The organism is Phenylobacterium sp. J426 (assembly GCF_024699945.1).
Taxonomy (GTDB): Bacteria; Pseudomonadota; Alphaproteobacteria; order Caulobacterales; family Caulobacteraceae; genus Phenylobacterium.
Genome location: NZ_JAJOMY010000001.1, coordinates 2,754,920 through 2,780,165, shown reverse-complemented (window position 1 = coordinate 2,780,165; position 25,246 = coordinate 2,754,920). Strand labels below are relative to the sequence as shown.

General features: G+C 70.3%; 25 protein-coding genes and 1 pseudogene. 13 read left to right on the top strand and 13 right to left on the bottom strand.

What is annotated here, in order from left to right; translation table 11 throughout:
• Positions 1-41 precede the first annotated feature (41 nt).
• Positions 42-1,130, top strand: a complete 1,089-nt coding sequence (locus LRS10_RS14615) for an amidase (RefSeq protein ID WP_257837912.1) — start codon at positions 42-44, stop codon at positions 1,128-1,130.
• Positions 1,106-1,330, top strand: coding sequence for an amidase family protein (locus tag LRS10_RS14610; RefSeq protein WP_257837911.1), 225 nt, complete (start codon positions 1,106-1,108; stop codon positions 1,328-1,330). The genes LRS10_RS14615 and LRS10_RS14610 overlap by 25 nt, the downstream gene beginning before the upstream one ends.
• Here the strand turns inward: LRS10_RS14610 and LRS10_RS14605 are convergent.
• The gene (locus tag LRS10_RS14605) at positions 1,327-2,040 is read right to left on the bottom strand and encodes a phosphatase PAP2 family protein (RefSeq protein ID WP_257837910.1); all 714 of its coding nucleotides are present in this window, start codon (positions 2,038-2,040) and stop codon (positions 1,327-1,329) included. The two genes, LRS10_RS14610 and LRS10_RS14605, sit on opposite strands and share 4 nt — an antisense overlap.
• Positions 2,041-2,049: 9 nt before the next feature.
• Positions 2,050-2,721, bottom strand: a complete 672-nt coding sequence (locus LRS10_RS14600) for a sugar transferase (protein WP_257837909.1) — start codon at positions 2,719-2,721, stop codon at positions 2,050-2,052.
• A gap of 213 nt (positions 2,722-2,934) precedes the next feature.
• On the opposite strand from LRS10_RS14600, the gene LRS10_RS14595 reads away from it, so the two are divergent.
• Positions 2,935-3,090, top strand: coding sequence for a hypothetical protein (locus tag LRS10_RS14595; RefSeq protein ID WP_257837908.1), 156 nt, complete (start codon positions 2,935-2,937; stop codon positions 3,088-3,090).
• Here the strand turns inward: LRS10_RS14595 and LRS10_RS14590 are convergent.
• Positions 3,087-3,278: a hypothetical protein gene (locus LRS10_RS14590; protein ID WP_257837907.1), complete on the bottom strand. Its 192-nt coding sequence runs from the start codon at positions 3,276-3,278 to the stop codon at positions 3,087-3,089. The two genes, LRS10_RS14595 and LRS10_RS14590, sit on opposite strands and share 4 nt — an antisense overlap.
• Positions 3,279-3,443: 165 nt before the next feature.
• Here LRS10_RS14590 and LRS10_RS14585 point away from each other — a divergent pair, with 165 nt between their 5' ends.
• The 7 genes from LRS10_RS14585 to LRS10_RS14555 all read left to right on the top strand — a co-directional run bounded on the left by LRS10_RS14585 (position 3,444) and on the right by LRS10_RS14555 (position 11,534).
• Positions 3,444-4,343, top strand: coding sequence for a glycosyltransferase family 2 protein (locus LRS10_RS14585; protein WP_257837906.1), 900 nt, complete (start codon positions 3,444-3,446; stop codon positions 4,341-4,343).
• A gap of 128 nt (positions 4,344-4,471) precedes the next feature.
• Positions 4,472-5,146, top strand: coding sequence for a polysaccharide biosynthesis/export family protein (locus LRS10_RS14580; RefSeq protein WP_257837905.1), 675 nt, complete (start codon positions 4,472-4,474; stop codon positions 5,144-5,146).
• A gap of 131 nt (positions 5,147-5,277) precedes the next feature.
• Entirely contained in the window at positions 5,278-7,557 is a 2,280-nt protein-coding gene (locus LRS10_RS14575; protein ID WP_257837904.1) for an AAA family ATPase, read from the top strand.
• 14 nt (positions 7,558-7,571) lie between these two features.
• The gene (locus tag LRS10_RS14570; RefSeq protein WP_257837903.1) at positions 7,572-8,489 is read left to right on the top strand and encodes a glycoside hydrolase family 16 protein; all 918 of its coding nucleotides are present in this window, start codon (positions 7,572-7,574) and stop codon (positions 8,487-8,489) included.
• Entirely contained in the window at positions 8,486-9,151 is a 666-nt protein-coding gene (locus tag LRS10_RS14565) for a hypothetical protein (RefSeq protein ID WP_257837902.1), read from the top strand. The genes LRS10_RS14570 and LRS10_RS14565 overlap by 4 nt, the downstream gene beginning before the upstream one ends.
• The gene (locus tag LRS10_RS14560) at positions 9,102-9,998 is read left to right on the top strand and encodes an O-antigen ligase (protein WP_257837901.1); all 897 of its coding nucleotides are present in this window, start codon (positions 9,102-9,104) and stop codon (positions 9,996-9,998) included. The genes LRS10_RS14565 and LRS10_RS14560 overlap by 50 nt, the downstream gene beginning before the upstream one ends.
• A gap of 42 nt (positions 9,999-10,040) precedes the next feature.
• Positions 10,041-11,534 (top strand): lipopolysaccharide biosynthesis protein, encoded by a 1,494-nt coding sequence (locus LRS10_RS14555; RefSeq protein WP_257837900.1) that lies wholly within the window; start codon positions 10,041-10,043, stop codon positions 11,532-11,534.
• A 10-nt stretch (positions 11,535-11,544) separates the two neighbouring features.
• Here LRS10_RS14555 and LRS10_RS14550 read toward each other — a convergent pair whose 3' ends face one another.
• The 3 genes from LRS10_RS14550 to LRS10_RS14540 all read right to left on the bottom strand — a co-directional run bounded on the left by LRS10_RS14550 (position 11,545) and on the right by LRS10_RS14540 (position 15,053).
• The gene (locus tag LRS10_RS14550) at positions 11,545-12,501 is read right to left on the bottom strand and encodes a glycosyltransferase family 2 protein (protein WP_257837899.1); all 957 of its coding nucleotides are present in this window, start codon (positions 12,499-12,501) and stop codon (positions 11,545-11,547) included.
• On the bottom strand, positions 12,498-13,691 hold the full coding sequence (locus LRS10_RS14545) for a glycosyltransferase family 2 protein (RefSeq protein WP_257837898.1): 1,194 nt from the start codon (positions 13,689-13,691) through the stop codon (positions 12,498-12,500). The genes LRS10_RS14550 and LRS10_RS14545 overlap by 4 nt, the downstream gene beginning before the upstream one ends.
• Positions 13,692-13,868: 177 nt before the next feature.
• The gene (locus tag LRS10_RS14540; RefSeq protein ID WP_257837897.1) at positions 13,869-15,053 is read right to left on the bottom strand and encodes a glycosyl transferase family 1; all 1,185 of its coding nucleotides are present in this window, start codon (positions 15,051-15,053) and stop codon (positions 13,869-13,871) included.
• Between the two features lie 154 nt (positions 15,054-15,207).
• On the opposite strand from LRS10_RS14540, the gene LRS10_RS14535 reads away from it, so the two are divergent.
• A complete protein-coding gene (locus tag LRS10_RS14535) occupies positions 15,208-16,230 on the top strand; it encodes an acyltransferase (protein ID WP_257837896.1) in 1,023 nt (340 codons plus the stop codon).
• Here LRS10_RS14535 and LRS10_RS14530 read toward each other — a convergent pair.
• Positions 16,227-17,368: pseudogene (locus LRS10_RS14530) on the bottom strand (L-lactate dehydrogenase). The gene LRS10_RS14535 and the pseudogene LRS10_RS14530 overlap by 4 nt on opposite strands.
• A 943-nt stretch (positions 17,369-18,311) precedes the next feature.
• Here LRS10_RS14530 and LRS10_RS14525 point away from each other — a divergent pair.
• Positions 18,312-18,653 carry a hypothetical protein gene (locus tag LRS10_RS14525; RefSeq protein ID WP_257837895.1) on the top strand — a complete coding sequence of 114 codons (342 nt, stop codon included), beginning with the start codon at positions 18,312-18,314 and terminating at the stop codon, positions 18,651-18,653.
• Here LRS10_RS14525 and LRS10_RS14520 read toward each other — a convergent pair.
• The 6 genes from LRS10_RS14520 to rlmJ form a co-directional block, all read right to left on the bottom strand.
• The gene (locus LRS10_RS14520; RefSeq protein ID WP_257837894.1) at positions 18,650-19,084 is read right to left on the bottom strand and encodes a cytochrome b/b6 domain-containing protein; all 435 of its coding nucleotides are present in this window, start codon (positions 19,082-19,084) and stop codon (positions 18,650-18,652) included. The genes LRS10_RS14525 and LRS10_RS14520 overlap by 4 nt on opposite strands.
• Positions 19,085-19,323: 239 nt before the next feature.
• A complete protein-coding gene (locus LRS10_RS14515; protein ID WP_257837893.1) occupies positions 19,324-19,833 on the bottom strand; it encodes a cytochrome c in 510 nt (169 codons plus the stop codon).
• 66 nt (positions 19,834-19,899) lie between these two features.
• Complete coding sequence (locus tag LRS10_RS14510) at positions 19,900-22,044, bottom strand: AsmA family protein (RefSeq protein ID WP_257837892.1); 2,145 nt, start codon at positions 22,042-22,044, stop codon at positions 19,900-19,902.
• Between the two features lie 60 nt (positions 22,045-22,104).
• Positions 22,105-22,665, bottom strand: a complete 561-nt coding sequence (locus LRS10_RS14505) for a sugar transferase (protein WP_257839177.1) — start codon at positions 22,663-22,665, stop codon at positions 22,105-22,107.
• 40 nt (positions 22,666-22,705) lie between these two features.
• Positions 22,706-23,158 (bottom strand): hypothetical protein, encoded by a 453-nt coding sequence (locus LRS10_RS14500; RefSeq protein WP_257837891.1) that lies wholly within the window; start codon positions 23,156-23,158, stop codon positions 22,706-22,708.
• 62 nt (positions 23,159-23,220) lie between these two features.
• Complete coding sequence (rlmJ, locus tag LRS10_RS14495) at positions 23,221-24,042, bottom strand: 23S rRNA (adenine(2030)-N(6))-methyltransferase RlmJ (RefSeq protein WP_257837890.1); 822 nt, start codon at positions 24,040-24,042, stop codon at positions 23,221-23,223.
• A 71-nt stretch (positions 24,043-24,113) separates the two neighbouring features.
• Here rlmJ and LRS10_RS14490 point away from each other — a divergent pair, with 71 nt between their 5' ends.
• Positions 24,114-25,205, top strand: coding sequence for a DNA topoisomerase IB (locus LRS10_RS14490; protein ID WP_308237960.1), 1,092 nt, complete (start codon positions 24,114-24,116; stop codon positions 25,203-25,205).
• Positions 25,206-25,246 lie beyond the last annotated feature (41 nt).

The following is a 25,246-nucleotide window of genomic DNA, read 5'->3' as shown; positions in this document are numbered from 1 at the left end:
TCATCTGGTTTCCTCGCCCGCGCTCAGCGATAAGGGAAACCATGACCCCGCAAGAGGCGCTCGCCCGCATACGCCGCTACGACGCCAGGCTGCGCGCCCTGGTTCAGGTGTTCGATCCGCCGCTGCCCGGCGAGAACGAGGCGGCCGGCGGCGACGGGCCAGTGCTGTGCGTCAAGGACCTGATAGACGTGGCCGGGGTCGCGACCGGCGGCGGTGCGCGGGTGCCGCTGGACCCCTCCCCGGCTCGCCATGCTCGTGTCGTCGAGCGGCTGCTGCAGGCGGGCTGGAGCATCGTCGGCAAGACCCACACGGTGGAACTGGCCTATGGCGGCTGGGGCACCAACCGCGCGGTCGGCGCGCCCTGGAACCCCTGGGACGCCCAGGTGCATCGCGCGCCGGGCGGCTCGTCCTCCGGCTCGGCCGTGGCGGTGGCGGCCGGCTTCTGCGATGCGGCGCTGGGCACCGACACCGGCGGCTCCGTGCGGATCCCGGCGGCGGTCTGCGGCGTCGTGGGGCTGAAGCCCGGCCGCGGCCTCGTCAGCCTGCGGGGCGTGCATCCGCTGAGCCCCGCGCTGGATACGGTGGGCGTGCTGGCGCGCGACGTCGCCATGGCGGCGCGGGTGCTTGGCGCGATCTCGGGCCCGGACGGCGCAGTTGCAGTCCGTGAGGCGTTCGATCCGGAGGCGGCGCTGGCGGCCGACGTCCGCGGCCGGCGGGTGGCCGCCCTTGCGGTCGAGGCGCTGGGCGAGGTGGATCCGGAGGTCGCGCGGCTCTACCGCGATGCGGTCGCGCGCTTCGCGGACACCGGGGTGGTGGTCGAGACGGTGGCTCCGCCGCCCATCCTGGAGGACTCCTTCCTGGCCAATGGGCTGCTGATGGCCGGCGAGGGTTGGCGCATCTGGGGCCCGCGCATCACCCACCTGGCCGAGGTGATGGATCCGTGGATCGTGCGGCGCTTCGAGGCCGGACGCGGTATCACCGACGCACGGCTGGAGGAGGCGCACCGTCGGCGCGCCGAGGACCAGGCCGCCTTCCAAGCCTGGCTGGCCCCCTATGACGGCCTGCTCTCGCCCACCTGCCCGATCGCCGCCCCCCGATCGAGGCGGTGGACGAGACCGTCTCGCCGCTAAGCCGGCTGACCCGGGCGGCGAACTACCTCGACCTGCCGGGGATCAGCGTACCCTGCGGTCTGACGCACCACGGCCTGCCGGCGGGCCTGCAGGTGCTGGGACGGCCATCCGACGAGGCGGCTGTGGTGAGCCTGGGCGCCGCGTTCGAGAAGATCTCGGGCTGGAACGGGCGAACGCCGGACCTGTCCGCCTTCGGCTAGCCGCGCGTGCGGCCGCCGACGGCGCGCAGCACGACCCAGGCCACGAACGCCCAGGCAGCGCCCAGGCACCAACCTGCCAGGACGTCGCTGGGCCAGTGCACGCCGAGGTACACGCGACTGAGGCCGACGGTCGCCAGCAGCAGCAAGGCCAGCGCATAGACCAGCGCCTTCATCCGACGCCGCGCCTCCAGGCTGGAGATCAGCATGGCGAGGGTGAGGAAGGTCGCCGCCGACAACGTGGAGTGGCCGCTGGGGAAGCTGGCCGAATAGACATTCGAACCGTGGGGCACGAGGTCCGGCCGCGGCCGGCCGTAGAGCGCCTTCATCCCTTCGCTGGAAATCAGCGCCAGGAGCACCGCGCCCAGAAGAACGGCCGCGTGGCGGATGCGGCCGCGAAAGGCGAAGGCGAGAACGCCGACCACGGTGGCCAGGGTCACGAGCGTGAAGCCCCCGAGGGCGGTCACGTCCCGCACGGCTTCCTCGAAGCCGCCCGGCCCGATGGGATCGTTGAGATCGGCGGGGTTGCGGAAGAAGAGGACGATCCGCTCGTCGACCGCGTGGGTCTCGCCCTCAGCCACCTCCTCGGCGATGGAGAAGAAGGCCCAGACCGCGCCCGCCGCCGCGAGGACGAAGAGCAGCGCGCGGGATTCGAAGCGTCTCAGGAGCCGCCAGAAGGCGGCCGCAGCCGCCTTGGCGTCGCGTACCGGCATGCGGCCTTTCTAGTACGAACCGCGGCTGAGAAGCACCGCCGGAACCGTAGCCACCATGATCTTGAAGTCCATCACGGCGTTGCGACGCGCGGCGTAGACGCAGTCCATGGCGACCCGGGCGCGATAGCTGGTGTCGTTGCGGCCGCTGACCTGCCACAGCCCGGTGATGCCGGGCTTGACGGAGCAGTACTGGCGGAACCGCCGCCCGTACTTTGGCGCCTCGGCGTCGACGATCGGCCGCGGCCCGACGAGGCTCATCTCGCCGCGGAGAACGTTGAACAGCTGCGGCAGCTCGTCGATGCTCGACTTGCGCAGGAAGGCGCCCAGCCTGGTCACGCGGGGGTCGTTGCGCAGCTTGTGATCCTTCTCCCACTCGGCGCGCGCGGCGGGATCGCGCGCCAGCAGGTCGGCCAGACGCTGCTCGGCGTCGACCGCCATGGAGCGGAACTTGAGGCACTTGAAGTGCCGGCCGTCGCGGCCAAGCCGCTTGTGCCCGAAGAGCGCCGGGCCCCCGTCCTGGGCGTAGACCAGGAAGGCCACCACGATCATCAGCGGGGCGAGGAAGATCAGCGCCGCCAAGGCGATCGTGAAGTTCATGACGTCGGTGATCGATTGATCCCAGTTCAGGGAACGTGTGCGCGGACGCGCCGCCGCCGCGCTGGCGTAAAGGACTTCAGACATGTGACCCAGATCGGAAGCAGTTCGGCGAAGCCACTCCTCGCCAAAAACAGGCCGAGAAACCGTCCGTCGTCGCCAGAGGTTCCCAATCAATCGTCGGTCGGGCGCCGTGATCACCGACTGTTGTATCCACGTCGCGTCGCATGCGGCGTAAAGCGCGATTGTGCGCGCCGACGGTCTGAGGTTCCGTCGATGCGGACAAGGGACGGAACTTCCATGCAGACGACCGCCGCGACGACCGTCGACATCGCCCTGGCGCTTGGCGCCATGGCCTGGCCGCTCGCCGCCGGGCTCTCCATTGTGATGTGGTCGAAGGTCCGGGCCCGCCAGGCGCAGGCGGTGCGCGTCCGAGCGCGGACGACACGGCGCTAGGCGGCCGTCCGGGCGGCCATCTCCAAAGACGCGCCGCCTCTCAGCATGCTGTCGACGGCGGCCTGGGCGGCGGCGCGGCTGGCGTCGGCGCCTCGGGCGACCGTCTCGCCATCCTCGTCGTAGACGCTCCAGTTCCAGCCGCTCTCGCACTGGCTGAGCGAATAGGCGAACGATCGCGGCTCGTGCATTCCCCGTCCTCCTCCGGCTGACCGGTCCAGAACACGCAGCCGGCGCTCGGGTTGCCGCAATGCCCCCGCTCGATCTCGCGATTGCGAAAACGTGATCTGCGCCCGGAGCACGGAACCCTCGCGCCGCCCCGGCATTTCGGCGGCGAAGCTTAGCCCGGGGCCCCCATGACCATCGATGTGGACGTCTGCGTCTGCACCTACCGCCGCCCGGCGATCGCCGAGACGCTGGCTTCGCTGGCCCGTCAGACGCTGCCTGACGGGATTCGGATGCGGGTCGTGGTGGCCGACAACGACGAGACGCCAGAGGCTCGGACGCGCGTCCTGGCGGCGGCCGAGACGCACCTGTTGGACGTGACCTATGTTCACGCGCCCGCTCGCAACATCTCGCTGGCGCGCAACGCCTGTCTGGACGCCGCGCGGGGCGAGTTCCTCGCCTTCCTGGACGACGACGAGACGGCCGCGCCCGGATGGCTGGCGGCGTTGCTGGCGGAGATTCAGGCCGGCGGCTGGGACGCGGTGCTCGGGCCGGTGAAGGCGGTCTATGGCCAGGAGACGCCAGGCTGGATCGCGGCCGGCGACTTCCATTCGACCGGCCCGGTGCGGGTCGGCGGGCGCATCCTCAAGGGCTACGCCGGCAATGTGATGATCCGGCGGCGGACGATCGAAGGCCTGGGTCTCAGGTTCGACCTGGCGCTCGGCCGCCAGGGCGGAGAGGACGACGACTTCTTCTATCGCCTGACGGACGCCGGGGGCACGATCGGCTACGCCCCCGAGGCCCTGGCCCACGAGCCCGTCCCGCCGCAACGGGCGTCGCTGCGGTGGCTTCTGAAGCGCAGTTTCCGCACCGGTCAGACGCACGGCTCGCGCCTGAAGGCCAGCGCCGCGCGAGGCGCAGGGCGGCTGACCCAGACAATTCTGGCGACGGCCAAGGGCGGGGTCTGCCTCGCAGGCGCCGCCGTCACCGCCTTCTCGCCGGCGCGTCGCGGCCGCTGGCTCGTACGCGGGGCGCTGCATGCCGGGGTGGTGGCCCGCCTCGCCGGCTGGCGCGAACTCGAACTTTATTGAGGCGCAACCGCAAATCGGCGCCGCGGCGCGGGAACGGCCCGGGCGGCCCGGGTGTTGATGGCCCCGGATAGGCGTGGCCCGCCGATCCAAATCGTCTGGTCGCGATTTCTTTTTCTCGGAGCCAAACCATGCGCAGGCATCTGCTTTCGATCGCCGCAGCCGCGTTCCTCGTGGCGGCGAGCCCGGCGCTTGCCGGCAAAAACGCTACCCTGCCCGCCCCCGACTCGGCTGCGCTCATCGCGCCGGCCGCCGCCGACTACCGCATCGGCGCCCAGGACGTGCTGGAGGTGAACGTCTTCGGCATCGACGACCTGAAACGCGAGGTGCAGGTCGACAACGGCGGCAACGTCAGCCTGCCGCTGGTGGGCTCCATGCACGCCGGCGGCCGCACCCCGGGCGAATTCTCGGAGGACGTCGAGAAGGCGCTGAAGGCCAAGTACATGAAGGACCCGCAGGTCATCGTCACGGTCAAGAACGCGCAGAGCCAGCGCGTCACGATCGACGGCGCGGTCAACAAGCCCGGCGTCTATCCGCTGTCAGGTCCGACCACGCTGCTGCAGGCGATCTCGCTGGGCGGCGGCCCCGACCAGAAGCTGGCCAATGTGAAGAAGGTGGCCGTCTTCCGGCAAGTGGGCGGCAAGCGCCACGCGGCCACGTTCAACCTGAACGACATCCGCACCGGCAAGACCGACGATCCGCAGATCTACGGCAACGACATCGTCGTCGTGGACACCTCCGGCGGCAGCAAGTTCATCCAGAACTTCCAGGGCGTCTTCCCGATCCTGGGCCTGCTGGCCTGGTGATCCGGCGCACCCGGATGAGCCTTCAGGACACACCGGCCGAAACCCCCGCCCTGGCGGCCGCAACCCACGGAACCGGCTGCGAAAGTCGGGGTTATCAGCACCGCTAGTTTTCCGACACGGATGGGCCGCGCGTGGCCCCGCCGCTGAGCTTTCCCGGCCCGGCGACCCATCCCGACAAGAGCCCGAACGCAGGTCGCCTCATGAACACGCTCATTCCCGTCACGCACGAGCTGCCGGCGCATCCGGCGCCCGCCTTCCGGCCAATCGAGCCGGAGCGGATGCACCTCCGCCAGCTCTTCGGCATCCTGCTGCAGCGGGCGAAGCTGGGCCTCGGAGTCGCCGGCCTGGTCTTCCTGCTCGTGCTGGGCGCGTTCGCCCTGAAGACCCCCACCTACTCCGCGGTAGGCTCGGTGGTGATCGACCCCAAGACCGCACAGCTGACCAGCACCGAGCGCCAGTCGGCCGGCTTGCCGCCGGACACCAGCGCCGTCGACACCCAGGTCGAAATCCTGCGCTCCCAGGCCCTGTACGAAGACGTCGTCCGCCGCGAGAAGCTGTACAACGATCCCGAGTACAACCCGCGCCAGGGGCCGGGCATGTTCGGCATGACCCCGGCGAAGCCGCCGATCGCGAACCCGAGCCCGCAGTTGGTCTCGCAGGTCGCCGAGACGCTGAAGAACCGCACCTGGGTTCGCCGCGCCGGCCTGACCTATGTGGTCCAGGTGGGCTCGAGCTCCACCTCGCCGCAGAAGTCGGCCCGCATCACCAATGCGATCATGGCGACCTACATGGACCGCCAGCTCGACGACAAGATCGCCGCCGTGACCCGCGCCAACAGCGAACTGGGCAAGAGCCTGGAGCAGATGCGGCGTGAGGCCGAGCAGGCCGAGGCGCGCGTCCAGCAGTACAAGAACGCCAACGGCCTGTTCTCGACCGAAGGCCAGACCATGGCCGAGCAGGAAGTGTCGGTGCTCAACCAGCAGCTGGCGATCGCCCGCGCCGAGGCCGCCGAGAAGGCCGCGCGCGTGGCCGCCGCTCAGGCCCAGCTGCGCAACGGGAACATGGGTTCTGACGTGGGCGCCGCCCTTGGCTCCGAGACCATCAAGGAGATGCGCAAGCGCGAGGCCGAGCTGTCGGTCAAGCTGGCCCAGCTCCGCACCGACTTCACCGACGAGTATCCGGAGGTGAAGCGCACCGAGAGCCAGCTGCGGGACATCCGCGCCCAGATCCAGGCCGAGATCAACCGCATCATGTCGAGCCTGCGCGCCGACGCCCAGGCCGCCGCCGGCCGGGTGGGGTCGCTCTCGGGCAGCCGTGGCGCAGCCCAAGGCGGCATCGCGCAGAACAACTCGGCGATGGTTGGCCTGCTGCCGCTGCAGCAGCGCGCCGACGCCGCCAAGGCGATCTACGAGGCCTACCTCCAGCGCGCCAAGGAAGTGGCCGCCGCCGGCTCGCTGCAACAGGCTGATGCGCGGGTGAATTCGCCAGCCGCCATCCCGACCCAGCCCTCGTCGCCGAACATGAAGCTGGGTGCGGCGCTCGCCGTGCTCGCCGGCCTCATCGCCGCGGCCGCCGCCATGCTGATGGCCGAGTTCTGGGACAAGCACCTGCGCTCGCGGGTCGACGTGGAACGCGAACTGGGCGTTGCCTTCGCCGGCGTGCTGCCCGACTTCCGCTCGATCAAGCCGAAGGGCCTGCGCGGGCCCCAGGCGCAACCGGCCGAGTACCTGGTCAGCCACCCGTTCTCGGGCTTCGCCGAGGCGTTCCGCAACCTGCGCGCCTTCCTGATGGTGTCGAGCCGCGGCGACGACTCCAAGCTGATCGCCATCACCTCGGCGGTTCCGCGGGAGGGCAAGAGCCTGACCTCGTTCTGCCTGGCCCGCACCCTGGCGCTGTCCGGCTCCAGCGTCGTGCTGGTCGACTGCGACCTGCGCCAGCGGGGCGCCACCAAGCTGGCCGGCCCGAAGGAAGTGGGACTGGTCGAGGTGGTGCAGGACGACGTGCCTCTCTCGGAGGCCCTGGTGCACGACCCGAAGAGCAACATGTTCATCCTGCCGGCCGCCGGCAAGTCGATCCCCTACGACCTGTTCTCGAACCCCAAGACGGACGAGGTGCTAAAGGATCTGGCGGAACGGTTCGACTACGTGATCCTCGACGCCCCGCCGATCCTCGGCGTCGCCGACGCGCGGATCCTGGCCGCGAAGGCCGACCGGGTCCTGTACCTGGTGCAGTGGAACAAGACCCCGCTGCGGGCCGCCCAGTCGGCGATCGACATCCTGCAGGAGTGCGGGGCCAACGTCGCCGGCGCCCTGCTGACCAAGGTCAACGTCAAGGGCCAGGCGCGCTACGGCTACGGCGACTCCAGCGACTACTACGGCTACTTCAAGAACTACTACATCGCCGCGGCGTGAGCCTGGCGGGGGCGATGCAGATGACTCTTGCAGGCGCACGTCTCACCGCCCTGGTGGCCGCCGTCCTCGCGACGGCGGCCTGCCAGCAGGCGGCGGCGGAGTCCGGCCCATTGAAGCAGGCGCCCGACGGGCGCCGCCTCGAGCTGGTCTTCCAGGACGAGTTCGACAGCTTCCGTCCCTGGCGCGGCGGCCAGGGCGTCTGGCGCACGACGTTCCGCGATGGGCGGGACGACCACGGCGACGACTTCAATCTGCGGACGCTGAAGTGGAACAAGGAGGTGCAGCTCTATGTCGACCCCGACATGCGCGGCCATCCGGGGCGCCACGGCGACGACGAGGGCCATGAGCGCCGGCGTGGGGACCGCCCGCTGGGGCTCGATCCGTTCCGCGTCCAGAAAGGTCACCTGGAGATCATCTTCGACCGCGCGCCTAAGCAACACGCCGACGCGCTGGGCGGCTTCGAATACGTCTCGGGCCTGATCACCACCGAGCCCAGCTTCTCGCAGACCTACGGCTACTTCGAGATGCGGGCCAAGCTGCCGCGCGGCAAGGGCGTCTGGCCGGCCTTCTGGCTGCTGCCCAAGGACCTGTCCTGGCCGCCCGAGATCGACGTGATGGAGAGCGTTGGCGACCCCTCGAAGGTCTACGCCACCTACCACTCGAACGCCGCCAAGATCGAAGGCCAGGAGTTCCGGGTCACGCCGGACGACTTCCACACCTATGCGGTGGCCTGGGACCGCGAGCACGTCACCTGGTTCATCGACGGCCGCCAGGTGCGGCGGGAGAAGACGCCGGGCGACATGCACAAGCCCATGTACATGCTGGCCAATATTGCATCCGGCGGCGACTGGGCGGGCGCGCCCGACGCATCCACGCCCCTGCCCGCCAAGCTCACGATCGACTACATCCGCGCCTACAGGTTCGCCCCATGAGCACCACCTGGGACTTCGGCCACGGCCGCCGGCACAATCCCACGGGGCGCCTGCGCGACGCCGGCGGGAGCGAGTCCATCCGGCCGCGCCGGCTGCGCGGCGGCGACGAGGCGCAGACCGGTCCGAGCCGGCGCGAGCAGGCCGACGCCCGCGTGCTGCGGCTCGTGGACGAGCGGCTCGTCGAGCAGCGAATGGAGGCGTCGCAGCAGCCGGCGATCGGCTGGCGACTAGGTTCGCTGACGGTCGACGCCGACGGCGCCTTCGCCTTCGCCATGTTCCTGCCGCTGCTGTTCATCGCCCAGCTGCAGACGCTGGGCGCCGCCATGCTGGTGGCGATCATCCCAGCCTATGCCTGGGTGCGGCGCGAGCGGCTGTTCCGGACCATGCTGCCGCGGGCCTTCCTGTTCCTCGCGCCCGCCTTCGCGCTGTTCTCCGTCGTCTGGTCGGAGGCGCCGAAGGAGACCTTCAAGCTGTCGATCATGTTGGGCCTGACGGTGCTGGCGGGGCTCCTGCTGTCGTCGGCGCGCAGCCAAGGCGCCGTGCTGAAGGGGCTCGCCCTGGCCTTCTTCACCTATGTCGCGGCCTCGATCGCCTTCGGCGGCTCGGTGGCGGTTGGCGTCAGGCGCCGGCGGCTACGCGTTCTCGGGGCTCTCGGGCTCTAAGAACCTGCTGGGCGACATCGCCTCGGCCGGAATGATCGTGTCGGTCGCGGTCGCGCTGCTCGCCATCAAGCAGCGCAACCTCATCTGGCTCGGCTTAGCGGGCGTGGCCATGCTGCTGGACCTCTATGTGGTCGCCGCTGCGCGCTCTGCGGGCGCTCTGCTGGGCATGGCCATGGGCGTGGGCGCCCTGCTGGCGCTGGCGCCCCTGCTGGCGGTCGGCAAGGCCGTTCGCGGCTGGCTGACCGGCGCCGTTGCGCTCTGCATCCTGGCGGCAGGCCTCTCGTCCCGCTGGCTGGCGGAAACGATGATCCAGATGGGCGCCCAGATCTTCGACAAGGACCCGACGCTGACGGGCCGGACCTACCTCTGGTACCGCGCCGCCGACCTGATCCAGGAAAAGCCGGCGCTGGGACGTGGCTACTACGCCTTCTGGCAGCAGGGGAACATGGATGCGGAGGGCCTGTGGCGCTACTTCGGCATCGACGAGCGCGGCGGTTTCACCTTCCACAACACGGCCGTCGAGCTGCTCGTGACGGTGGGCTGGGTCGGCCTCATCCTGTTCGCCATCGTCGCCCTGATCGGCGTCATCTTCCTCGTGAAACGGTTCGTCGAGCGGCCCTCCATCGCCCTCGTCTGCTGGATCAGCCTGCTGCTCTACATGCTGGCCCGGACGCCGATCGAGACCATCGGCGTCGCGCCCTTCTACTTCTCGACCGTGCTGGCCTTCGCCGCCCTCGGCGCCCGGCTTCGGCCGGGTGAGGCTCCCGCGGCAGGCCCATGCCTACGTGCCGAGCAATGTGGTGCGGCTGGCCCGCGTCGACTATTCGGCGGCCGGCTGGGCCCATGAGCGGCCGCAGCCCATCTCCCGCCGGCTGCGCAGCCCCGGCCGATGACCTTGGCGGGGGTGCGCGCGCGGCGCCGGTTCGATCCGGCCGCGCTGGGGGCGCTGGCGCTCAGCGGGTCCAACTTCCTGCGGATGGGCGTGCAGCTGGCGATGCTGCCGATCCTGGCGCGGCTGGTCGGCCCCTCGGAGTACGGCCTCGTCGCCCTGGCCGTGCCGTTCATCCTGTTCTGCAACATGCTGGCCGACGCGGGCATGAGCCAGGCCTTGGCGCGGCGGCAGGACGTGACGGCGGAACTGGAGTCGACGGTCTTCTGGCTGGCCGGCGGCCTTGGCCTGGCGCTCTCCGCCTTCGCCTGCCTCGGCGCCTGGCCGCTGGCGCTGGTGCTGGATCAGCCGCGCCTGCCGTGGCTGATCATGGCCCTGTCGCCTATCCTGGTGATGAGCGGCCTGACCGCCGTGGCCAACGCCCGGGTGATCCGGGAGGGCCGCTTCGGGGTTTTCGCCGGCGGCGACTTCATCGCCACGGCCGCCTCGGCGGCGGTCGCGCTCACGGCCGCCCTGAATGGGGCCGGCGCCTGGAGCCTGGTGTTCCAGCAACTGACCCTGTGGGCCTGCAAGTTCACCTGGGTGAACCTCAATGCGCGGCCGAAGATACGCGCCTACTTCCGTCCCTCGGAGGTGAAGGACCTAGTCCGCTTCGGCCTGCATTCGATCGGCTCGAACCTGTCGGACTTCGTGTCGCGCAACGCCGACAACATGATCGTCGGCGGGGTGCTGGGCGCGACCGCGCTGGGCTTCTACGCCATGGCCTACCAGATCGTCCGGGTGCCGGATCTGATCATCTCCGGACCGCTCTATCTCTATGTCTTCACCGCGGTGGCCCGGGCGGCGCATGACGGTGCGCGCGGCCAGGCGGCCGATCTCGCCGTCTCGGCCCTGAGGCTGGCCTCCTCCGTCCTGGCGCCCACCTTCGTCGGCCTGGCGATCATCGCGCCGGTCGCCGTCGCCCTGGTGCTGGGCGACAAGTGGCACGCCGCCGCCCCGGTCATGACACGCCTGTCCGCCGCGGGCTTCGGCTTCGCCCACTGCCTGGTGATGGGCGCCATCCTGATGGGCCTCGGCCGCTCGCACCTTCAGCTGCGCATGACCATGCTGGCGGGCGCCACGACGATCACCACCATCGCAGTCTTCTCCCGCTTCGGCGTCGAGACCGCTTCGGCCGCCATCGGAACGGCGGTGCTGCTGGTGATGCTGGCCTATCTGGAAGTGCTGGCCCGCGACCTGAAGGTCCCGCGGCTCCGGCTCGCGTCCGCGTTTCTGCCCGCCGCCGTGGGCGTGACCGCCATGGCCGGCGCGATCTGGGCCGCCCAACCCATGCTGGCCGCCCTGCCCTCGCTGGGCCGGCTGGCGGCGACCATCGCTCTGGGCGGTACGGTCTATGGCGGGGTGATGCTGGCGCTGGCTCGTCGGCAGCTGCTGGCGGACGCCAAGGTGTTCGCCCGCGCGCACGGCAAGGCGCCGGCGACGGAAGCCGTCTAGCGGAACTCGGTCAGGCGGTGGCGCGGGCCGCGAGCCGCTTCAGCCGGGCGGTCACCGGCATGGTGAGCAACGGCCACACCGCAGGCTGCGTGGCGCAGGCGCCCAGCGCCTCGCCCACCTGCCGGGCCTTCAGCGCGCAGATCACCCGGTCATAGACCAGCGCCGTCTCCAGCGAGCGGCGGCGGCGCTCCTGGGCGCGGCGGACGGCCTCGCACTCGGCGCGCTTCTCGATCTGCAGCGCGGCGTCGGCGGCCAGCATCTGCTCGATGTGCTCGCGGCGCATGACGTGCGAGATCGACGCGCCGTGCTTGCGGTAGCGATAGAGGGCGTCGGGAAGGAAGCGCATGCGCGCGCCCTTCGCCAACAGCCGCAGGACGAGGTCGTAGTCCTCGCCGATCCGCAGGTCTTCCCTGTAGCGGTCGTTCTTCAGGACCTCGGCCGAGAACAGGGGCTTCAGGTAGCCAAGCCCCGGTTGCCGGGAATACATGCGGCCGGCTTCGATGTAGTCGGCGAGCGTGATCCAGCGCGGGTGGCTCCAGGCCTTCTGACACAGGAAGGCTCGCCACGGCGCTGAGCCGTCGTCCTGGAAGACCAGCAGGTTGTCCACGACGATGTCGGCGTGGTCCACACGGGCGCGGGCTACCAGCTTCTCCAGCCGGTCGGGCGCCATGAGGTCGTCGGAATCGAACACCGCGACGTAGCGGCCGCGGGCCGCCTTCAGCGCGCGATTGCGGGCCGCGCCGGGCCCGGCGTTCGCCCGAGCCTCCAGGACCCGGACTCGCGGGTCGCCGGCGGCCTCGGCGGCGATCACCGACAGGCTGTCGTCGGTGGAGCAATCGTCGGCGATGATCAGCTCGAGGTCGCCCAGCGTCTGGCGCAGGACCGAGCGGATGGCGGGCGCGAGATGCTTCGCGCCATTGTAGTTGGCGGTGATGACCGAGACGAGCGGCGCTGCGCCTTCGGTCATGACGTCACCGTCGCACTGCGCAGCAGCGGCGGGTGGATTTCCAGCGGCTCCGGTTTCGGCCTGTCGCTGACGAGCTGCCACCAGAAGCCGGCCGACCAGGAGAGGTGCATGATCATCGCGGCAGGCCCTGAGAGGGCGATCGCCGGACTGCGGTGCTTGACGGCGAGCAGCAGCCCAAACGTCAGGGTCGCCAGCATCCACGTCAGCGCCGGGATCGCCAGCGGCCAGAACAGGGGCGCTGCGAGCAGCGACGCGACGGCGGGGGCGACCGCCAACGGCAGCGCCTGGCGCACCTTCAGCGGCGTGAAGTGCTTCAGCACGGTGCGCGCGCGGCCCTTGCCGTAGCTGAAGTACTGCTTCCACAGCGCCTGGGGCGTGGAGCGCGGATGGTAGCCGATGCGAACCTTGTCGGTGAGCCAGATGCGGCCGCCCTCGCGGGTCAGGCGCAGGTCGAGCTCGGCATCCTCGTTGTGGCTGAAGCTCTCGTCGTAGCCGCCGACCGCCTCGAAGGCGTCCAGCCGGAACAGCGCGTGGTGGCCATGGTCGACCCACCTGCCCTCGCCGGCGAGGCGGTGGGCGGAGCCGCCGGTGCCGAGCACCGAGTTCTGGGCCGCAGCGGTGGCGCGCTGGAACACGCCCTCGCCCTTGGTGTCCATCGAGACCACCACCGACGTCGCGCCGGTGGCCCTCGCCTCGGCGATCAGGGTCGAGACATAGTTCGGCGGGTAGTCGGCATGGGCATCCACGCGCACCATCCAGGGTCGCCGATCGTCGAGCAGGCTCGTGGCGAGGTTGATGCCGGCGCTCTGCAGCCTCGCGGGATTGTGCACCAGCCGGACCCGCGGGTCCCGGGCCGCGATCTCGCTGACGATATCGCGCGTGCCGTCGGTGGAGCCGCCGTCGGCCACCAGCAACAGGGGATCGACGAGGCCCGGGTCGTCAAGGATCCGATCGATCACCGTGGCGATCGCCTTGGCTTCGTTGAGGCAGGGGATGACGATGACCACGCGGTTCTCGGTCGCCGCGTCGGCGGCCGGCCAGTTGGCGGGCGTCCGGATCAGGTCCTTAGGCGCGATGGCGTTCCAGGCCTGCGGCCAGCGGGCCTCGACCTCGCCCAGCCCCCTTCGCGCGGCCCCGGAGCGGCGCGAACGAGCGCGGCTCGGCCCAGCGCGGGCTGACGTCATCGCCATGGCGGGTGCGGCCCGTTTCCGAATTAAGCTCGGTATTGGGCTTGGGATACTGCATCTTGGATCACGCGTCCGAGCGGTTCGACCAGCGCCGTCGCGCCACGGAAGCTTGGGCGACGGACCCGCCTTAAACCGTAAGTTTAAGATTCCGTTCCGACGGATTCCTGAGGTTTTCCAAGCTTAAGCTGCGATTTTCCGCGAGGCCGATTCCGAGCCTTGGCCGTAGGAACCAAGACCGCCATCGGGCTTTCTCAGCCCTTCGACCAGATGTCGGCAGGCCGCCTCGTCGGCCACGAAGGCGTCCCGCGGCTGGCCCGCGAGTTCGGCGCGCAGTTCCGCGTAGCGCTGCGACGTCAGGCCTTCCAGGAACGTCTCCAGATCCTCCGCCTTCGCCAGCCGCACGCCGAAGCCGTGCTGCTCCAGGTAGCGCCCGGTCTGCACGTCGCGGAGCGCCACCGGGATGCAGCCGTAGCGGCCGCTCTCGTAGAGCCGGTTGGGCAGCAGCCAGGACGAGTTGAGGCCTTCCTCCATGAAATCGATCGCCCAGCAGAAATGGACGTCGCCATAAAGCCTGGGCAGGTCGGCCGCCGTGTACGGGCCGTGGAAGGCGACGTTCGGCGCGGCCGCGATCTGGGCGTCGAAGTCGTCGAATTCCACATGGGCCGGGCGGCCGTGGATCCGGACCTCCACGAGGTCCGGCCGCCGTGTCGCGAGCGCCGTCAGGATGTCGAGGCTTCTGCGGCAGCGGATGGCCCCCATCCAGCCGACGCGCCACGGAGGGCCGGCCGGCGGAGGCGGCGCGGGAGGCGGTCCGGCGGCGAGTTCCAGCACCTTGTTCTCCACCAGCATCAGCGGCGTATGCACGTCGTCGCCCAAGCCCTGGATCGGCTTGAAGTAGGACTCCACGAAGGCGGGAGAGCTGACGATCAGGAGGTCTGCCCGCCGCAGGAGCGCCTTCTCGACGCTGCGCATGGCGAGACCCTTGACGGTGTCCTGAACCATCATCCGGTGGATATCGAGCGCCTCGTACACGAGCCTCGACCTCAGGCCGCAGAGCAGGCGTGCGGCGTCGGCGATGGCCAGCATCTCGAGCTGGCGGGCCATCACCACCTCGGCGTCGGCGATCAGCGTCTTGAAGCGCCTCGCCCTGAGCGCCGTCAGCGCCGTCAGCTTCGCACGGTGGCCGAGGCGGGCGTCGTACGTGCGGCCCAGGTTGACCGTCACGCAGCCCTCAAGGGTCTCAGGCGCCGTCTCGGCCCGGCAGAAGCCCAGCACCACCGGCTGCGCGCCGCCGGCCTTCAGCATGCGCAACCGCCGCGCGACGGCGGGATCCGACAGGTCGTGGACGAAGTAGGCCAGCTTCACGAACGCGCCCCCTGAAAGCTGAAGCATGAGGTCGCGAACCAAACGCGCGAGCGGCCGTTTGGAACCATGGCGCAGTTACGCGTGCGGAGGGGTTCGAGTTCATATGACGGCAGGGGCGATCTCGGAGACGCAAACGCCGCGCGCGCCCGGAGAGGTGCGCTCGATACAATATCTGCGGGGGATCGCCGCCTTCGCGGTACTGGTCTTCCACGCCGCCGAGAGGGCCGGCGGCCATTTCGGCGTGGGTGCGGCGGGGGTCGACGTCTTTTTCGTCATCTCCGGCTTCATCATGTGGGTGGTGACCTGCCGCAAGACGCCGAGCCCCGGCGACTTCCTGATGCGCCGGGTCCAGCGGATCGTGCCGCTCTACTGGGCCGCCACCCTGCTGGTGGTGGGCGTGGCCCTGGCGATCCCGGGCTCATTCCCGAACCTGCAGGTCTCCTTCGAGGCCCTGCTCAAATCCCTGTTCTTCGTGCCGTACCACGACGCCGGCGGCCTGATCGCTCCGCTGATCGTCCCCGGGTGGACGCTGAACTACGAGATGTTCTTCTACCTGCTGTTCGCGGGCGGGCTCTTTGGCGCCGGCGCGCCTGCGGGTCTGGATCGTCACGGCGGCGCTCGTGCTGCTGGTGGCGATCCGGCCGTTGCTGGATGCCGAGAACCCGCTGATCGCCACCTACACCGACCCGATCCTCCTGGAATTCGGCGCGGGCGTGTGGCTGGGCAAGCTGTGGTCCGAGAACCGGCTGCCGAGCGCGCGCATCGGATGGCTGCTGGCGGCGCTCGGATTGGCGGGTTTCGCCGCGGTGACGCTGGCCGGGATCGACGTCGCGAACGGCCGGGTCCTCTGGTGGGGGCGCCGGCGCTGTTGCTGGTCGCCGGCGCGGTGACGGTCGAGCGGCACGGGCGGGTGCCCGACCTCTGGCCGCTTAGGGTGGTGGGCGACGCCTCCTACTCCCTTTATCTGTTCCACGGCCTGGCGATCTCGGCCACTGTCCGGATGCTCGGAGCCCTGGGCCTCGCGTCGCCCGCGCTGGTTTTCGCCACGAGCCTAGTCGCCGGCGTCGTCGCGGGGGTCGTGGTTTACCACCTCGCCGAGAAGCCGATGATGAGGCTGTTCCGCACCGGATTGGGCGCCCATCGGCCCAGCGGCGTCGCGGCCGCCCCGAGCTCCTAGTCGAGGTCGAGGAGGTCGCGGCCGGCCATGCGCACGTCGGTGCAGCCGGTGAGGATCATGGCCACCGCCAGCTCCGAACGCAGGATGTCCAGCATCTTGCGGACCTCAGCCTCGCCGCCGGCGCCAGCGCATACGCCCAGGCGCGGCCGACGAAGCAGGCCTTCGCTCCCAGGGCCAGGGCTTTGAGTACGTCGAGGCCCGACCGGACGCCGCCGTCCATATAGACCTCCAGATCATCGCCGACCGCGTCGGCGATCGGCGGCAGGGCCGAGATCGAGGAGCGGACGCCGCCGAGCTGTCGGCCCCCGTGGTTGGAGACCACCAGGCCCTGCGCCCCCCGCCTTCACGGCATCCCGGGCGTCGGCGGGATCCAGCACACCCTTGACGACGATGGGGCCGTCCCAGGTCTCGCGCACCCAGTCGAGGTCCTTCCAGGTCACGGAGCGATCGAAGTTGCGGGCGATCCACGACAGGAAGTCGGTGACACGCCGGCTTTCGGTGACCGCGGCGGCCACCGAGCCCAGGGTATGGGGCCGGCCGTGGACGAAGACGTCCCAGGTCCAGGCGGGGTGGGTGACGCCGTCCCAGGCCTGGGCCAGGGCCGCCTCCATCCGGGAGGCGCCGGTGAAACCGGATCGCACGTCGCGATAGCGGGCCCCGGCGTCGGCAGGTCCACCGTGAACACCAAGACCGGGCAACCCAGCGCCTTGGCGCGGGCCAACAGCTCGCGCATGTATCCGCGGTCCTTCAGCATGTAGAGCTGGAACCAGGGCGGCGTGCCCGTCCGGGCCACCTCCTCCACCGAGCAGACGCCGACGGTGGACAGCGTGAAGGGGACGCCGGCGGACGCGGCGGCGCGCGCCGCCTGGGCCTCGCCGCGACGGCCGTACATGCCTGCCATCCCGACGGGCGCCAGGCCCACGGGCATCGCGAGAGTCTGGCCCAGCGTCTCGACCTTCATGGACAGCTGCGTCATGTCGACCATGACCCGCTGGCGGAGAGCGATCTCCTCGAGGTCGCGGACGTTCCGGGCGAGCGTCACCTCGGCGTAGCTGCCGCCGTCGATGTACTCGAAAAAGATCTTCGGCAGGCGCCGGCGCGCCAGTTCGCGAAAGTCCGAAACCGAGGCAGCGCGCATGGATGTCCCCTCCGGCGGCGGAGGGTGGCGGCTCAGTCCCGCGGGCGCAAGCGCGGGGAAACTCAGCCGCCTGGCGGCGGCCCGATGACGATCCAGACCTGATGGGCCCGGGCAAGCAGTTCGCCGGCGGCGGAATAGAGCGCCACGCCCGCGAACTCCTTGCGGCCTTCCTTCGACAGCGGCCAAGCGACCAGGATGCACTCCTCGCCGGCCTTCGGGGCGCGGACCACCTCCCCCGGTCATGGTCCCCAGCAGGGCGCCGTGCCGGCCCTCCTTCTCGACCCAGGCGAAGTAGCCCGGACAGTCGATGGCGGCCCACACGACCTCGGGAGCGATGGTCCCGTCGGCGCGGGCGAAGTTTTCGTGCGCGCGCCAGACACAGGCGACGAGGCCGGGCTCTGCGCCCTCCACCTGGCCGGGGAAGACGCGGAGGCCGTCGCCCTCCTCCCGCGCCGTGCCGCAGGTGAAGCAGATCGGATGGACGCGGTTCGTCAGGCCGACATGTCGCGCGGCGGCCGCGCGGGCCGACTCCAGGCTGGGCGCGGGCGGTGGGTCGGGCAGCGCCATCTTGGCCGCCCCGGCGCTGCCGATGGGGCCAGCCTCCCCGAGCAACACATGCGCACCCTCCTGGTCCTCGAGGTCGAGTTCCACGTCGAGGGGGATCGGCGCGCGGAGAACGGCGGTGACGGGGCCGTCCAGCCCCTCCGCCAGCAGGCCGCAGACGTAGCCGCCGTTGCCGGAGTTCGGGGGGCCGCAGAATTGGCGGCCGATCGTGATCTTGGACAAATCGGGCTCGTTCGAAATGGTGCAATGCAGGGGCGTGGCTTTCCCACGAGGACGCGGCGGAATGGAAGCCTATTCCGCGCTGCGGCGTTGGAGCCTGGAGGGGATGGCGCTAAGGCTAAGCTCGTCCCTCGAACTACAGATTCTTGAGGAGAAGTCGGTGAGCGAGATTGAGCGTCCCATTGAGCGTCCCTGGGCCCTGATGCGCCATCACGCCGGCTGGGCGGACGTCTTCCATGTGGAGAGCGAGACCGGCGACTCGATCACGGGCTTCTATCCCGACCGCGAGACCGTCGGACCGCCGGTGAGCTATTCCACCCGCGCCGTCCTCGCACGCTACCCCACCATGGAAGCCGCCCGCGCTGCGCGCGAGGAGGCCGTCGGCGAATGGCGCAAGCACGACGCCGCGGTGCGCGAGGCCGAGGACAAGCTGCGGCAGGCCGAGAAGGCCCGCGAAGAAGCCTGGCTCGGCTGCCTCCGCGACGCGGCCACGCGCGGTTAGGTCCAGAACGCTTTCGAGACGGCGAAAGCCAGCGCGGCCGCGAGCGCGATACAGACCAGAAGCCGCCACACGGGCGCGCCGGCCAGGCCCGGATCCTCGGGGAAGCTGCGGCGCCCCGTGATCATCGGCGCGATCAGGTTGGTGCGCTTGTAGAGCAGGTAGAACAGCACCGCCGCGACATGCAGGACGATAAGCGCCTGCAGCACGCGGAAGATCAGCTCGTGGACCTCGGCGAGCGTCCGCCCCGCCTCGAAGCTGACGAGGTGGCTGAGCGGTCCGCCGTCCAGGCCGTCGACATCCACGACGAACAGGCCCGTCGCGACCTGGGCGGCCAGCACCAGCAGCAGGGCCACGACGCTCCAGCCGCCCAGCGGGTTGTGACCCGCGACGTTCGACGGCGCCCGTTCGGGCAGGCTGCGAGCGTAGGCCATCACCTTCCCCGGCCCCTTCACGAAGCTCGAGAAGCGCGCGGGCGCCGCTGCCCGCGAACCCCCACAGGATCCGGAAGGCGACGAGCCCCAGGATCGCGTAGCCGCTCCAGCGGTGCCAGTTCAGATGATCCTCCGAGGCCCACCAGGAGAACGCCACCAGCACCACGAGCGCCCAGTGGACGAAGCGGACCGGCGCGTCCCAGAGCCGGGCGCGCACACTGGCCTGCCCTGACACCCGGTCAGTCCTTCTGCTGGCGATAGACGTCGTGACAGGCCTTGCAGGCCGCTCCGGTGGGCCGCACCTGGGCCTTCACGGCGTCCATGTTGCCGCTCAGCGCCGCCTGGTTCAGGCGCGAGACCTGGACCTGTGCCGCCGAAGCCTTGGCGCTGAAACCCGCCGCGTCGGTCCAGATGTTCGCCTTGGCTTCGCTCTTCGGCCGCGCCTCGACGCCGCTGCCGCGCGGGAACCACGTCGGAAGAGCGTTGGACAGGGTGGCCATGGTCTTCGTCTGGGCCTGCACCGTGCCGACATTGGGGTCGGACTTGCGGAGCTCGTCGTTCAGCGCCTTGAACGCCGCGCCGAGCTTCTCGAAGTTGGCGTGGCGCTGGTGGGCGGCCTTGGCCGCCGGGCTGAGCGGCCCCTTGGGCATCGGCTCATTGTGCGCAAGCGCGACGCCCGCCGCGGCTGTCGCGCCGCCCATACCGAGGGCGATCGCCAGGACCGCCCCCTTGTTGATGCCCAACGCCATGCGTCCACGCCTTCCTGCCATGAGGTTGGCGGAGATTGCCGGGGCCTTGGCTCAGCCGTCAACGCCTCAGCGCTTGGCGGTCTGTGCCACAGGGGCCCCCTCGCGGGCCGCGTCGGCGAGCAGCGCGCCGCAGTTGGCGTCCTTGGCGAGGCCGGGGTCCACGAACGGCAGCAGGGCGGCGAGCGGGTTCACCAGCGCCCCCAGACCGATCGCCGCGGCGCCCTGGCCGATGGCCGCGCCGGGCTCGACCCCCAGCTTTGGCGCGCGGATCGGCCCCTCGGCCTTCACCGGCAGCAGCACGCGGACCAGACGGAACTTCTTGTTGTGGCCGCGCACCTTGAAGGCCATGCGCTCGGTGTCGAGGTTCACCTGTCCCTGGCCGGTGATCAGCACCGGACCGGTGTCGATGACGATGTTGTTGGCCGTCATGACGCCGTCGCGGGTCTGGAAGTGCGCCACGCCGCAGCGCAGCGGCACCGTGCTCATGTCCTTCTTGAACAGCAGGCCCAGGCCCTTCACGACGTTCACGCCCATCAGTTCGGCGAAGGCCTCGCGGATTTCGCCACCGGGTGCGACCACCATCACCTCGCCGTCGGACGTGGCGAAGGCCTTGTGGATGCTGTCGCCCTCGCCCGTCAGCCGCGCACGGCCGGCGAGCGCGCCGGTCAGCGGCTGGCCGCCGCCGACGGTCACCGGGATGAGCTCCTCTATGCGGGCGTTGGTCAGCCGAAGGTCGAGCTCGGTGACAGGGGTGGCCTTGCGGGCGTTCAGCGCCACAAAGCCTGTCACCCGGCCCTGAGGCAGGTCGAGGCGCAGCGGATCGGCGCGAAGGAGGCCGTTGTCGAGCTTCACCCGCACCGAGCCCGAGCGCAGGCTGACCGGCGCGTCGCGGATGGCTTCGGCGCGATAACGCACATCGGCATCGAGGGCGCGGATGCGGCTGACGTCGAGCGTGGAGTCCGGGAACAGTCGCTGCTGGGCGACCAGCGTGCGGGCCACCGCCACCTGCTGCGCCGAGGCCGTCTCGCCAGGGCCCGTCGCCGGCGCGCCGCCGAACAGGGCTCCCAGGTCGTCGAAGTCGAGGCTGTTGGAGCGCAGGTCGGCGGTCAGCATCGGCCGCACTCGGCCGGTCTCGACCTTGATGTCTCCCGAAAGATCGCTGTCCCCCACGCGGCCGCCGAGGTTGTCGATCCGCCAGATCAGTTCGTCGCGCGACAGCCGGCCCCGCAGCCGATACGGCGGCGTATTGGGCAGGGCGACGCCGGTCAGCGGATAGAGGTCCGCCAGGTCGGGGCCCCGCGCGTTCAGCTGGGTCGTGAATTGGCCGAGGTCGAACGGCTTGGGCACGTTGCCGACGGCGGTGATGTAGGTCTGGCCGGCGGTGATCTCGGCGTTGAACGGATAGGGCTTATTGCGGTCGATGTTCAGCAATGGGCCGCCCGTGATCTCCATGCGGAACGGCGCGCGGTTGATGGTCCCCTGCCCGATCAGCTCGAAGCCGCGGTTCGCCTCGCCCAGGTTCTCCTGCGCGTTCATGGTGGCGTTGAAGCGGAGCTCCCGCTTCACGTCCGAATAGGCGAGCTTGCCGTCGTTGATGATGAAGCTGCGGATGGGCGGCAGCCGCATGGGCTCCTGGCGCTCGCGGCCGCCCGAGAAGTCCCAGTTCTTGCGCCCCTGGGCGTCGGCGTAGAGGCGCAGGTTCGGGCGGTCGAAGCGCAGCAGGCGCAGGTCGACGTCGCCCCACAGCAGCGGGATCAGGCGGATCTTGACCGTGATGCGGTCGAATTCGCCCATGGGCTCGCGCCCGGCCCAGGACGTGTTGGCGATCCGCACCCCGTCGACGGTGGCGCTGGGCTGCCATGACCACAGGTTGACGTTCAGGTCGCCGGCGATGGTCACCTCGCGGTGCATTCGGGCCGAAGCGAAGCGCGCCAGGGGGCCGCGGAACCAGTTCCAGTCCCAGATGGCGATGAGGATCGCGACGGCGATGGCCACCACGGCCAGGATGCCCGCCGTCCACTTCAGCGTCTTGTTGCTGGGCTTCTTGATGACCGGCTTGGGCAGCTTTGCGTGGCTCAGCCTGTCCCAGCGATCCTTGGCCCAGGCCTCGGCGCGCTGGAGCGGCCGGCGGCGGCCCGGCTCGCTCTGCGGCGGGCGCTGCGGCTTGCGGCGCCGGCCGGGCTGCGGATTCTGGAAGGCGTCGTTGCTCAAGGGGAAACTCTCCGGACCTGCCGAAACGCGCGGCCGGCACGGTCGAGTTCCCTAGAAAACCTAGTGGCTTACGCCGCGCCCCGAGATTGCCGAACGCGCGGTGCCCAAAAGGATCCGCAGGTCGAAGGCCAGCGATCTGCGCTCAAGGTACTCGCGATCCAGGCGCACCTTCTCGGGGATTGGCAACTCGTCGCGGCCGTTGATCTGCGCCCATCCGGTGACGCCGGGACGCAGGGCGTCGACGCCGACTGCGGTGCGCAGCGCCACGAGGTCGTCCTGATTGAACAGCGCCGGGCGCGGCCCCACCAGGCTCATTTCCCCGGTCAGCACGCTCCAGAGCTGGGGTAGTTCGTCCAGGCTGGTGCGGCGGAGGAAGCGCCCCAGGGGCGTGACCCAGCGCTCGGGGTCGGACAGCAGATGGGTGGCCACGTCCGGCGTGTCGGTCCGCATGGTGCGGAACTTCGGCATGCGAAAGATGCGGTTGTGGCGTCCGACGCGGCGCGACCAGTGGATGGCCGGACCGGGGCTGTCCAGCCGAACGGCGAGCGCCAGCCCCGCCAGCACCGGCAAGAGCACGATGAGGCCGGTCAGCGAGGCTGCGATGTCGACGGCGCGCTTCAGCACGGCTCCGTCTTACGGCGCGCCGGGGCGTCCCGCCAAGTCAGGCGTCGGCGACCGGGGGCGCGGACATCTTCCGGGCCTTGGGGCCCGACGGCGGAAGCTCCGCGGGCGGAGGCTCGGTCAGCGTCGTCCCTGGCGCCTCTTCGCCGGCGGCGACCGAGGCGTCGAGCAGCGCCTGATGGTGGACCGGCGCGTCGCTTGCGACCGCCACGTCGGCGAGTTCGAGAACCGGCGAGACCGGCGCCGCCTCGCCGCCGACCACCTCCACGGCGATTTCGACGGCGGCTTCCATCTGACCGACGGCCGGCAGCGCGGGGGTGGCGCTGGCGAACAGGGCTTCCAGGTTCTGGGGGGCGAGCCTGGTCATCCACCACCAGGCGACGCCGGTGACGGCGATCCCGGAAAAGTAGCCCCAGAGCGGCGAGGCGACGCCGATCAGCAGTTCGGCGCCGACGGGTCTTGGAAGTTCTCGGGCATCGGAAAGCGAGGACATGGCGGGCCTCCAAGCGTTGCTGCAGCGCAGCATAGCACTCGGACGCCGTGACGGGTGCGAAGTTACGATGACGCCAGCGGATAGAGACGCGAGGCGCCCTCCTCGCCCAATTCCTGGGCGACCCAGTCGCTGATCGCGGCAAGATCGGCCGAAATGTCGGGGCTGTTCAACAGGACCAGCGCGCAACCGTTCATCTTCATGGGGTCCGTCAGGGGCTTCACGCGCGTCTCGGCGACGAGCATCGGCGCGTCGACGGCGTCCTCGAGGTCGCGGAGGAAGGCGTCGAAGGTCTCCAGGTCCTTCAGAGGCAGCCAGACCAGGGCCTGAACATCCCGGTTGCGCGCCCGGGCGGCTTCCAGAGTTTCCACGATCCGCACGTAGTCGTCAGCCTTCTCGAACGGCGGATCGATCAGCAGCAGCACCCGGCCCTTCGGCGGGCAACGCTCGACGGCGGCGCGATAGCCGTCGGCGTTCAAGGTCTCGACGCCCGTTCGGCTCTTCAGCGCGCTGCGCAGCGCGTCGTGCTCCTCCTTGCGGAGCTCGCAGGCCAGGTAGCGGGAGCCCGGCGGAAGATGCTCGGCGATCAGCCAGGGCGACCCCGGATAGCGACGGACCGGGCCACTCGCGTTCAGCCCCGCGACCGCGCGCAGCAAGGGGCCGAACGCCTCGGGCGCGTCTTTCGCCGACATCAGCCGGACGATCCCGGCCTCGGCCTCCCCCGACTTGCGCGCCTCCGGACCGGCCAGGTCGTAGAGCCCACGGCCGGCATGGGTGTCGATCACCGTCAGCGGTCCGGACCCAAGCGCCGCCATCACGCGCAGCAGCGCGGCGTGCTTGACCAGGTCCGCGAAGTTCCCGGCATGGAAGGCGTGGCGGTAGTTCAAGACATGGGCTTTCCGCGAGAGGAACCTCGACCGCGCATATCACGTTGCCGCCGCACCCGTGGAGGGGCCGGATGGCCAAGGACATGCCCAGCGAGATTCCCGTCGAGGCCGCCGAACAGCTGGAGGAGGCCGGACTTCGCTACGTCAGCGACGACGACCCGGGCATCACGCGCAAGCCCGCGCGCGCCAGCGGCTTCAATTACTTCAAGCCGGACGGCTCGCCCGTCACCGAGGAGAAGGCCCTCGACCGGATCCGCAAGCTGGCGATCCCGCCGGCCTGGACTGACGTCTGGATCTGCCCGCGCGCCAACGGCCACATCCAGGCGATCGGCCGCGATGTGAAGGGCCGCAAGCAGTATCGCTATCACGAGCGCTGGCGCGAGGTGCGCGACAGCCACAAGTACGACCGGGTCATCGCGTTCGGCCGCGCCCTGCCCAAGCTGCGCCGGCGCGTGGAGGAGGATCTGAAGCGGCCGGGCCTGCCGCGGGAGAAGGTGCTCGCCGCCGTCATCGCGGTGATGGAGCGCACGCTGATCCGCGTCGGCAACGAGGAGTACGCCAAGACCAACAAGAGCTTCGGCCTGACGACGCTGCGCAACCGGCACGTGAAGGTGGGCCGCGGCGGCGCCAAGTTCCAGTTCCGCGGCAAGAGCGGCAAGATGCACGAGACGGGCCTGGCGGATCGCCGCCTGGCGCGCATCATCAAGGCCTGCCAGGACCTGCCGGGCCAACGCCTGTTCCAGTACGTCGACGATGACGGGACACAGTGCGCGGTCGAAAGCTCCGACGTGAACGCCTATCTGCGCGACGCCCTGGGCGAGGACTTCTCGGCCAAGGACTTCCGAACCTGGGCCGGGACCGTGATGGCGGCCAAGGCGCTGATGCTGACACCCGCGTGCGCCAGCGCCACGGAGGCCAAGCGCAACGTCGTCACCTGCGTGAAGGCGGTGGCGGGCGTGCTCGGCAACACCGCCGCGGTCGCCCGCAGCGCCTACATTCACCCCGCCGTGCTGCAGGCCTACGAGGCCGGCGGCCTGGACGTGAAGGCGTCGGGCGACGAGCGCGCCTTCGAGCTCGCGGTCCTGAAGTTCCTGGAGGCGGCGCGCGACGACGACGAGGGCAAGAAGGCGGCCGCCGCTAAGGAGATGGCCCGGAAGGCCTGACCTCGAGCCTGACGTGGCGACACGCTGGCGCGGCCGCAGAG

Excerpts from the sequence above, each read along its gene's own strand:
- LRS10_RS14585 (WP_257837906.1), top strand. The coding sequence starts at position 3,444 with ATGACCATCGATGTGGACGTCTGCGTCTGCACCTACCGCCGCCCGGCG.
- LRS10_RS14580 (WP_257837905.1), top strand. The coding sequence starts at position 4,472 with ATGCGCAGGCATCTGCTTTCGATCGCCGCAGCCGCGTTCCTCGTGGCG.
- LRS10_RS14590 (WP_257837907.1), bottom strand. The coding sequence starts at position 3,278 with ATGCACGAGCCGCGATCGTTCGCCTATTCGCTCAGCCAGTGCGAGAGC.
- LRS10_RS14490 (WP_308237960.1), top strand. The coding sequence starts at position 24,114 with ATGGCCAAGGACATGCCCAGCGAGATTCCCGTCGAGGCCGCCGAACAG.
- LRS10_RS14515 (WP_257837893.1), bottom strand. The coding sequence starts at position 19,833 with ATGGCGTTGGGCATCAACAAGGGGGCGGTCCTGGCGATCGCCCTCGGT.
- LRS10_RS14550 (WP_257837899.1), bottom strand. The coding sequence starts at position 12,501 with ATGACCGAAGGCGCAGCGCCGCTCGTCTCGGTCATCACCGCCAACTAC.
- LRS10_RS14565 (WP_257837902.1), top strand. The coding sequence starts at position 8,486 with ATGAGCACCACCTGGGACTTCGGCCACGGCCGCCGGCACAATCCCACG.
- LRS10_RS14600 (WP_257837909.1), bottom strand. The coding sequence starts at position 2,721 with ATGTCTGAAGTCCTTTACGCCAGCGCGGCGGCGGCGCGTCCGCGCACA.
- LRS10_RS14595 (WP_257837908.1), top strand. The coding sequence starts at position 2,935 with ATGCAGACGACCGCCGCGACGACCGTCGACATCGCCCTGGCGCTTGGC.
- LRS10_RS14500 (WP_257837891.1), bottom strand. The coding sequence starts at position 23,158 with ATGTCCTCGCTTTCCGATGCCCGAGAACTTCCAAGACCCGTCGGCGCC.
- LRS10_RS14520 (WP_257837894.1), bottom strand. The coding sequence starts at position 19,084 with ATGGCCTACGCTCGCAGCCTGCCCGAACGGGCGCCGTCGAACGTCGCG.
- LRS10_RS14545 (WP_257837898.1), bottom strand. The coding sequence starts at position 13,691 with ATGGCGATGACGTCAGCCCGCGCTGGGCCGAGCCGCGCTCGTTCGCGC.
- LRS10_RS14615 (WP_257837912.1), top strand. The coding sequence starts at position 42 with ATGACCCCGCAAGAGGCGCTCGCCCGCATACGCCGCTACGACGCCAGG.
- LRS10_RS14605 (WP_257837910.1), bottom strand. The coding sequence starts at position 2,040 with ATGCCGGTACGCGACGCCAAGGCGGCTGCGGCCGCCTTCTGGCGGCTC.
- LRS10_RS14570 (WP_257837903.1), top strand. The coding sequence starts at position 7,572 with ATGCAGATGACTCTTGCAGGCGCACGTCTCACCGCCCTGGTGGCCGCC.
- LRS10_RS14555 (WP_257837900.1), top strand. The coding sequence starts at position 10,041 with ATGACCTTGGCGGGGGTGCGCGCGCGGCGCCGGTTCGATCCGGCCGCG.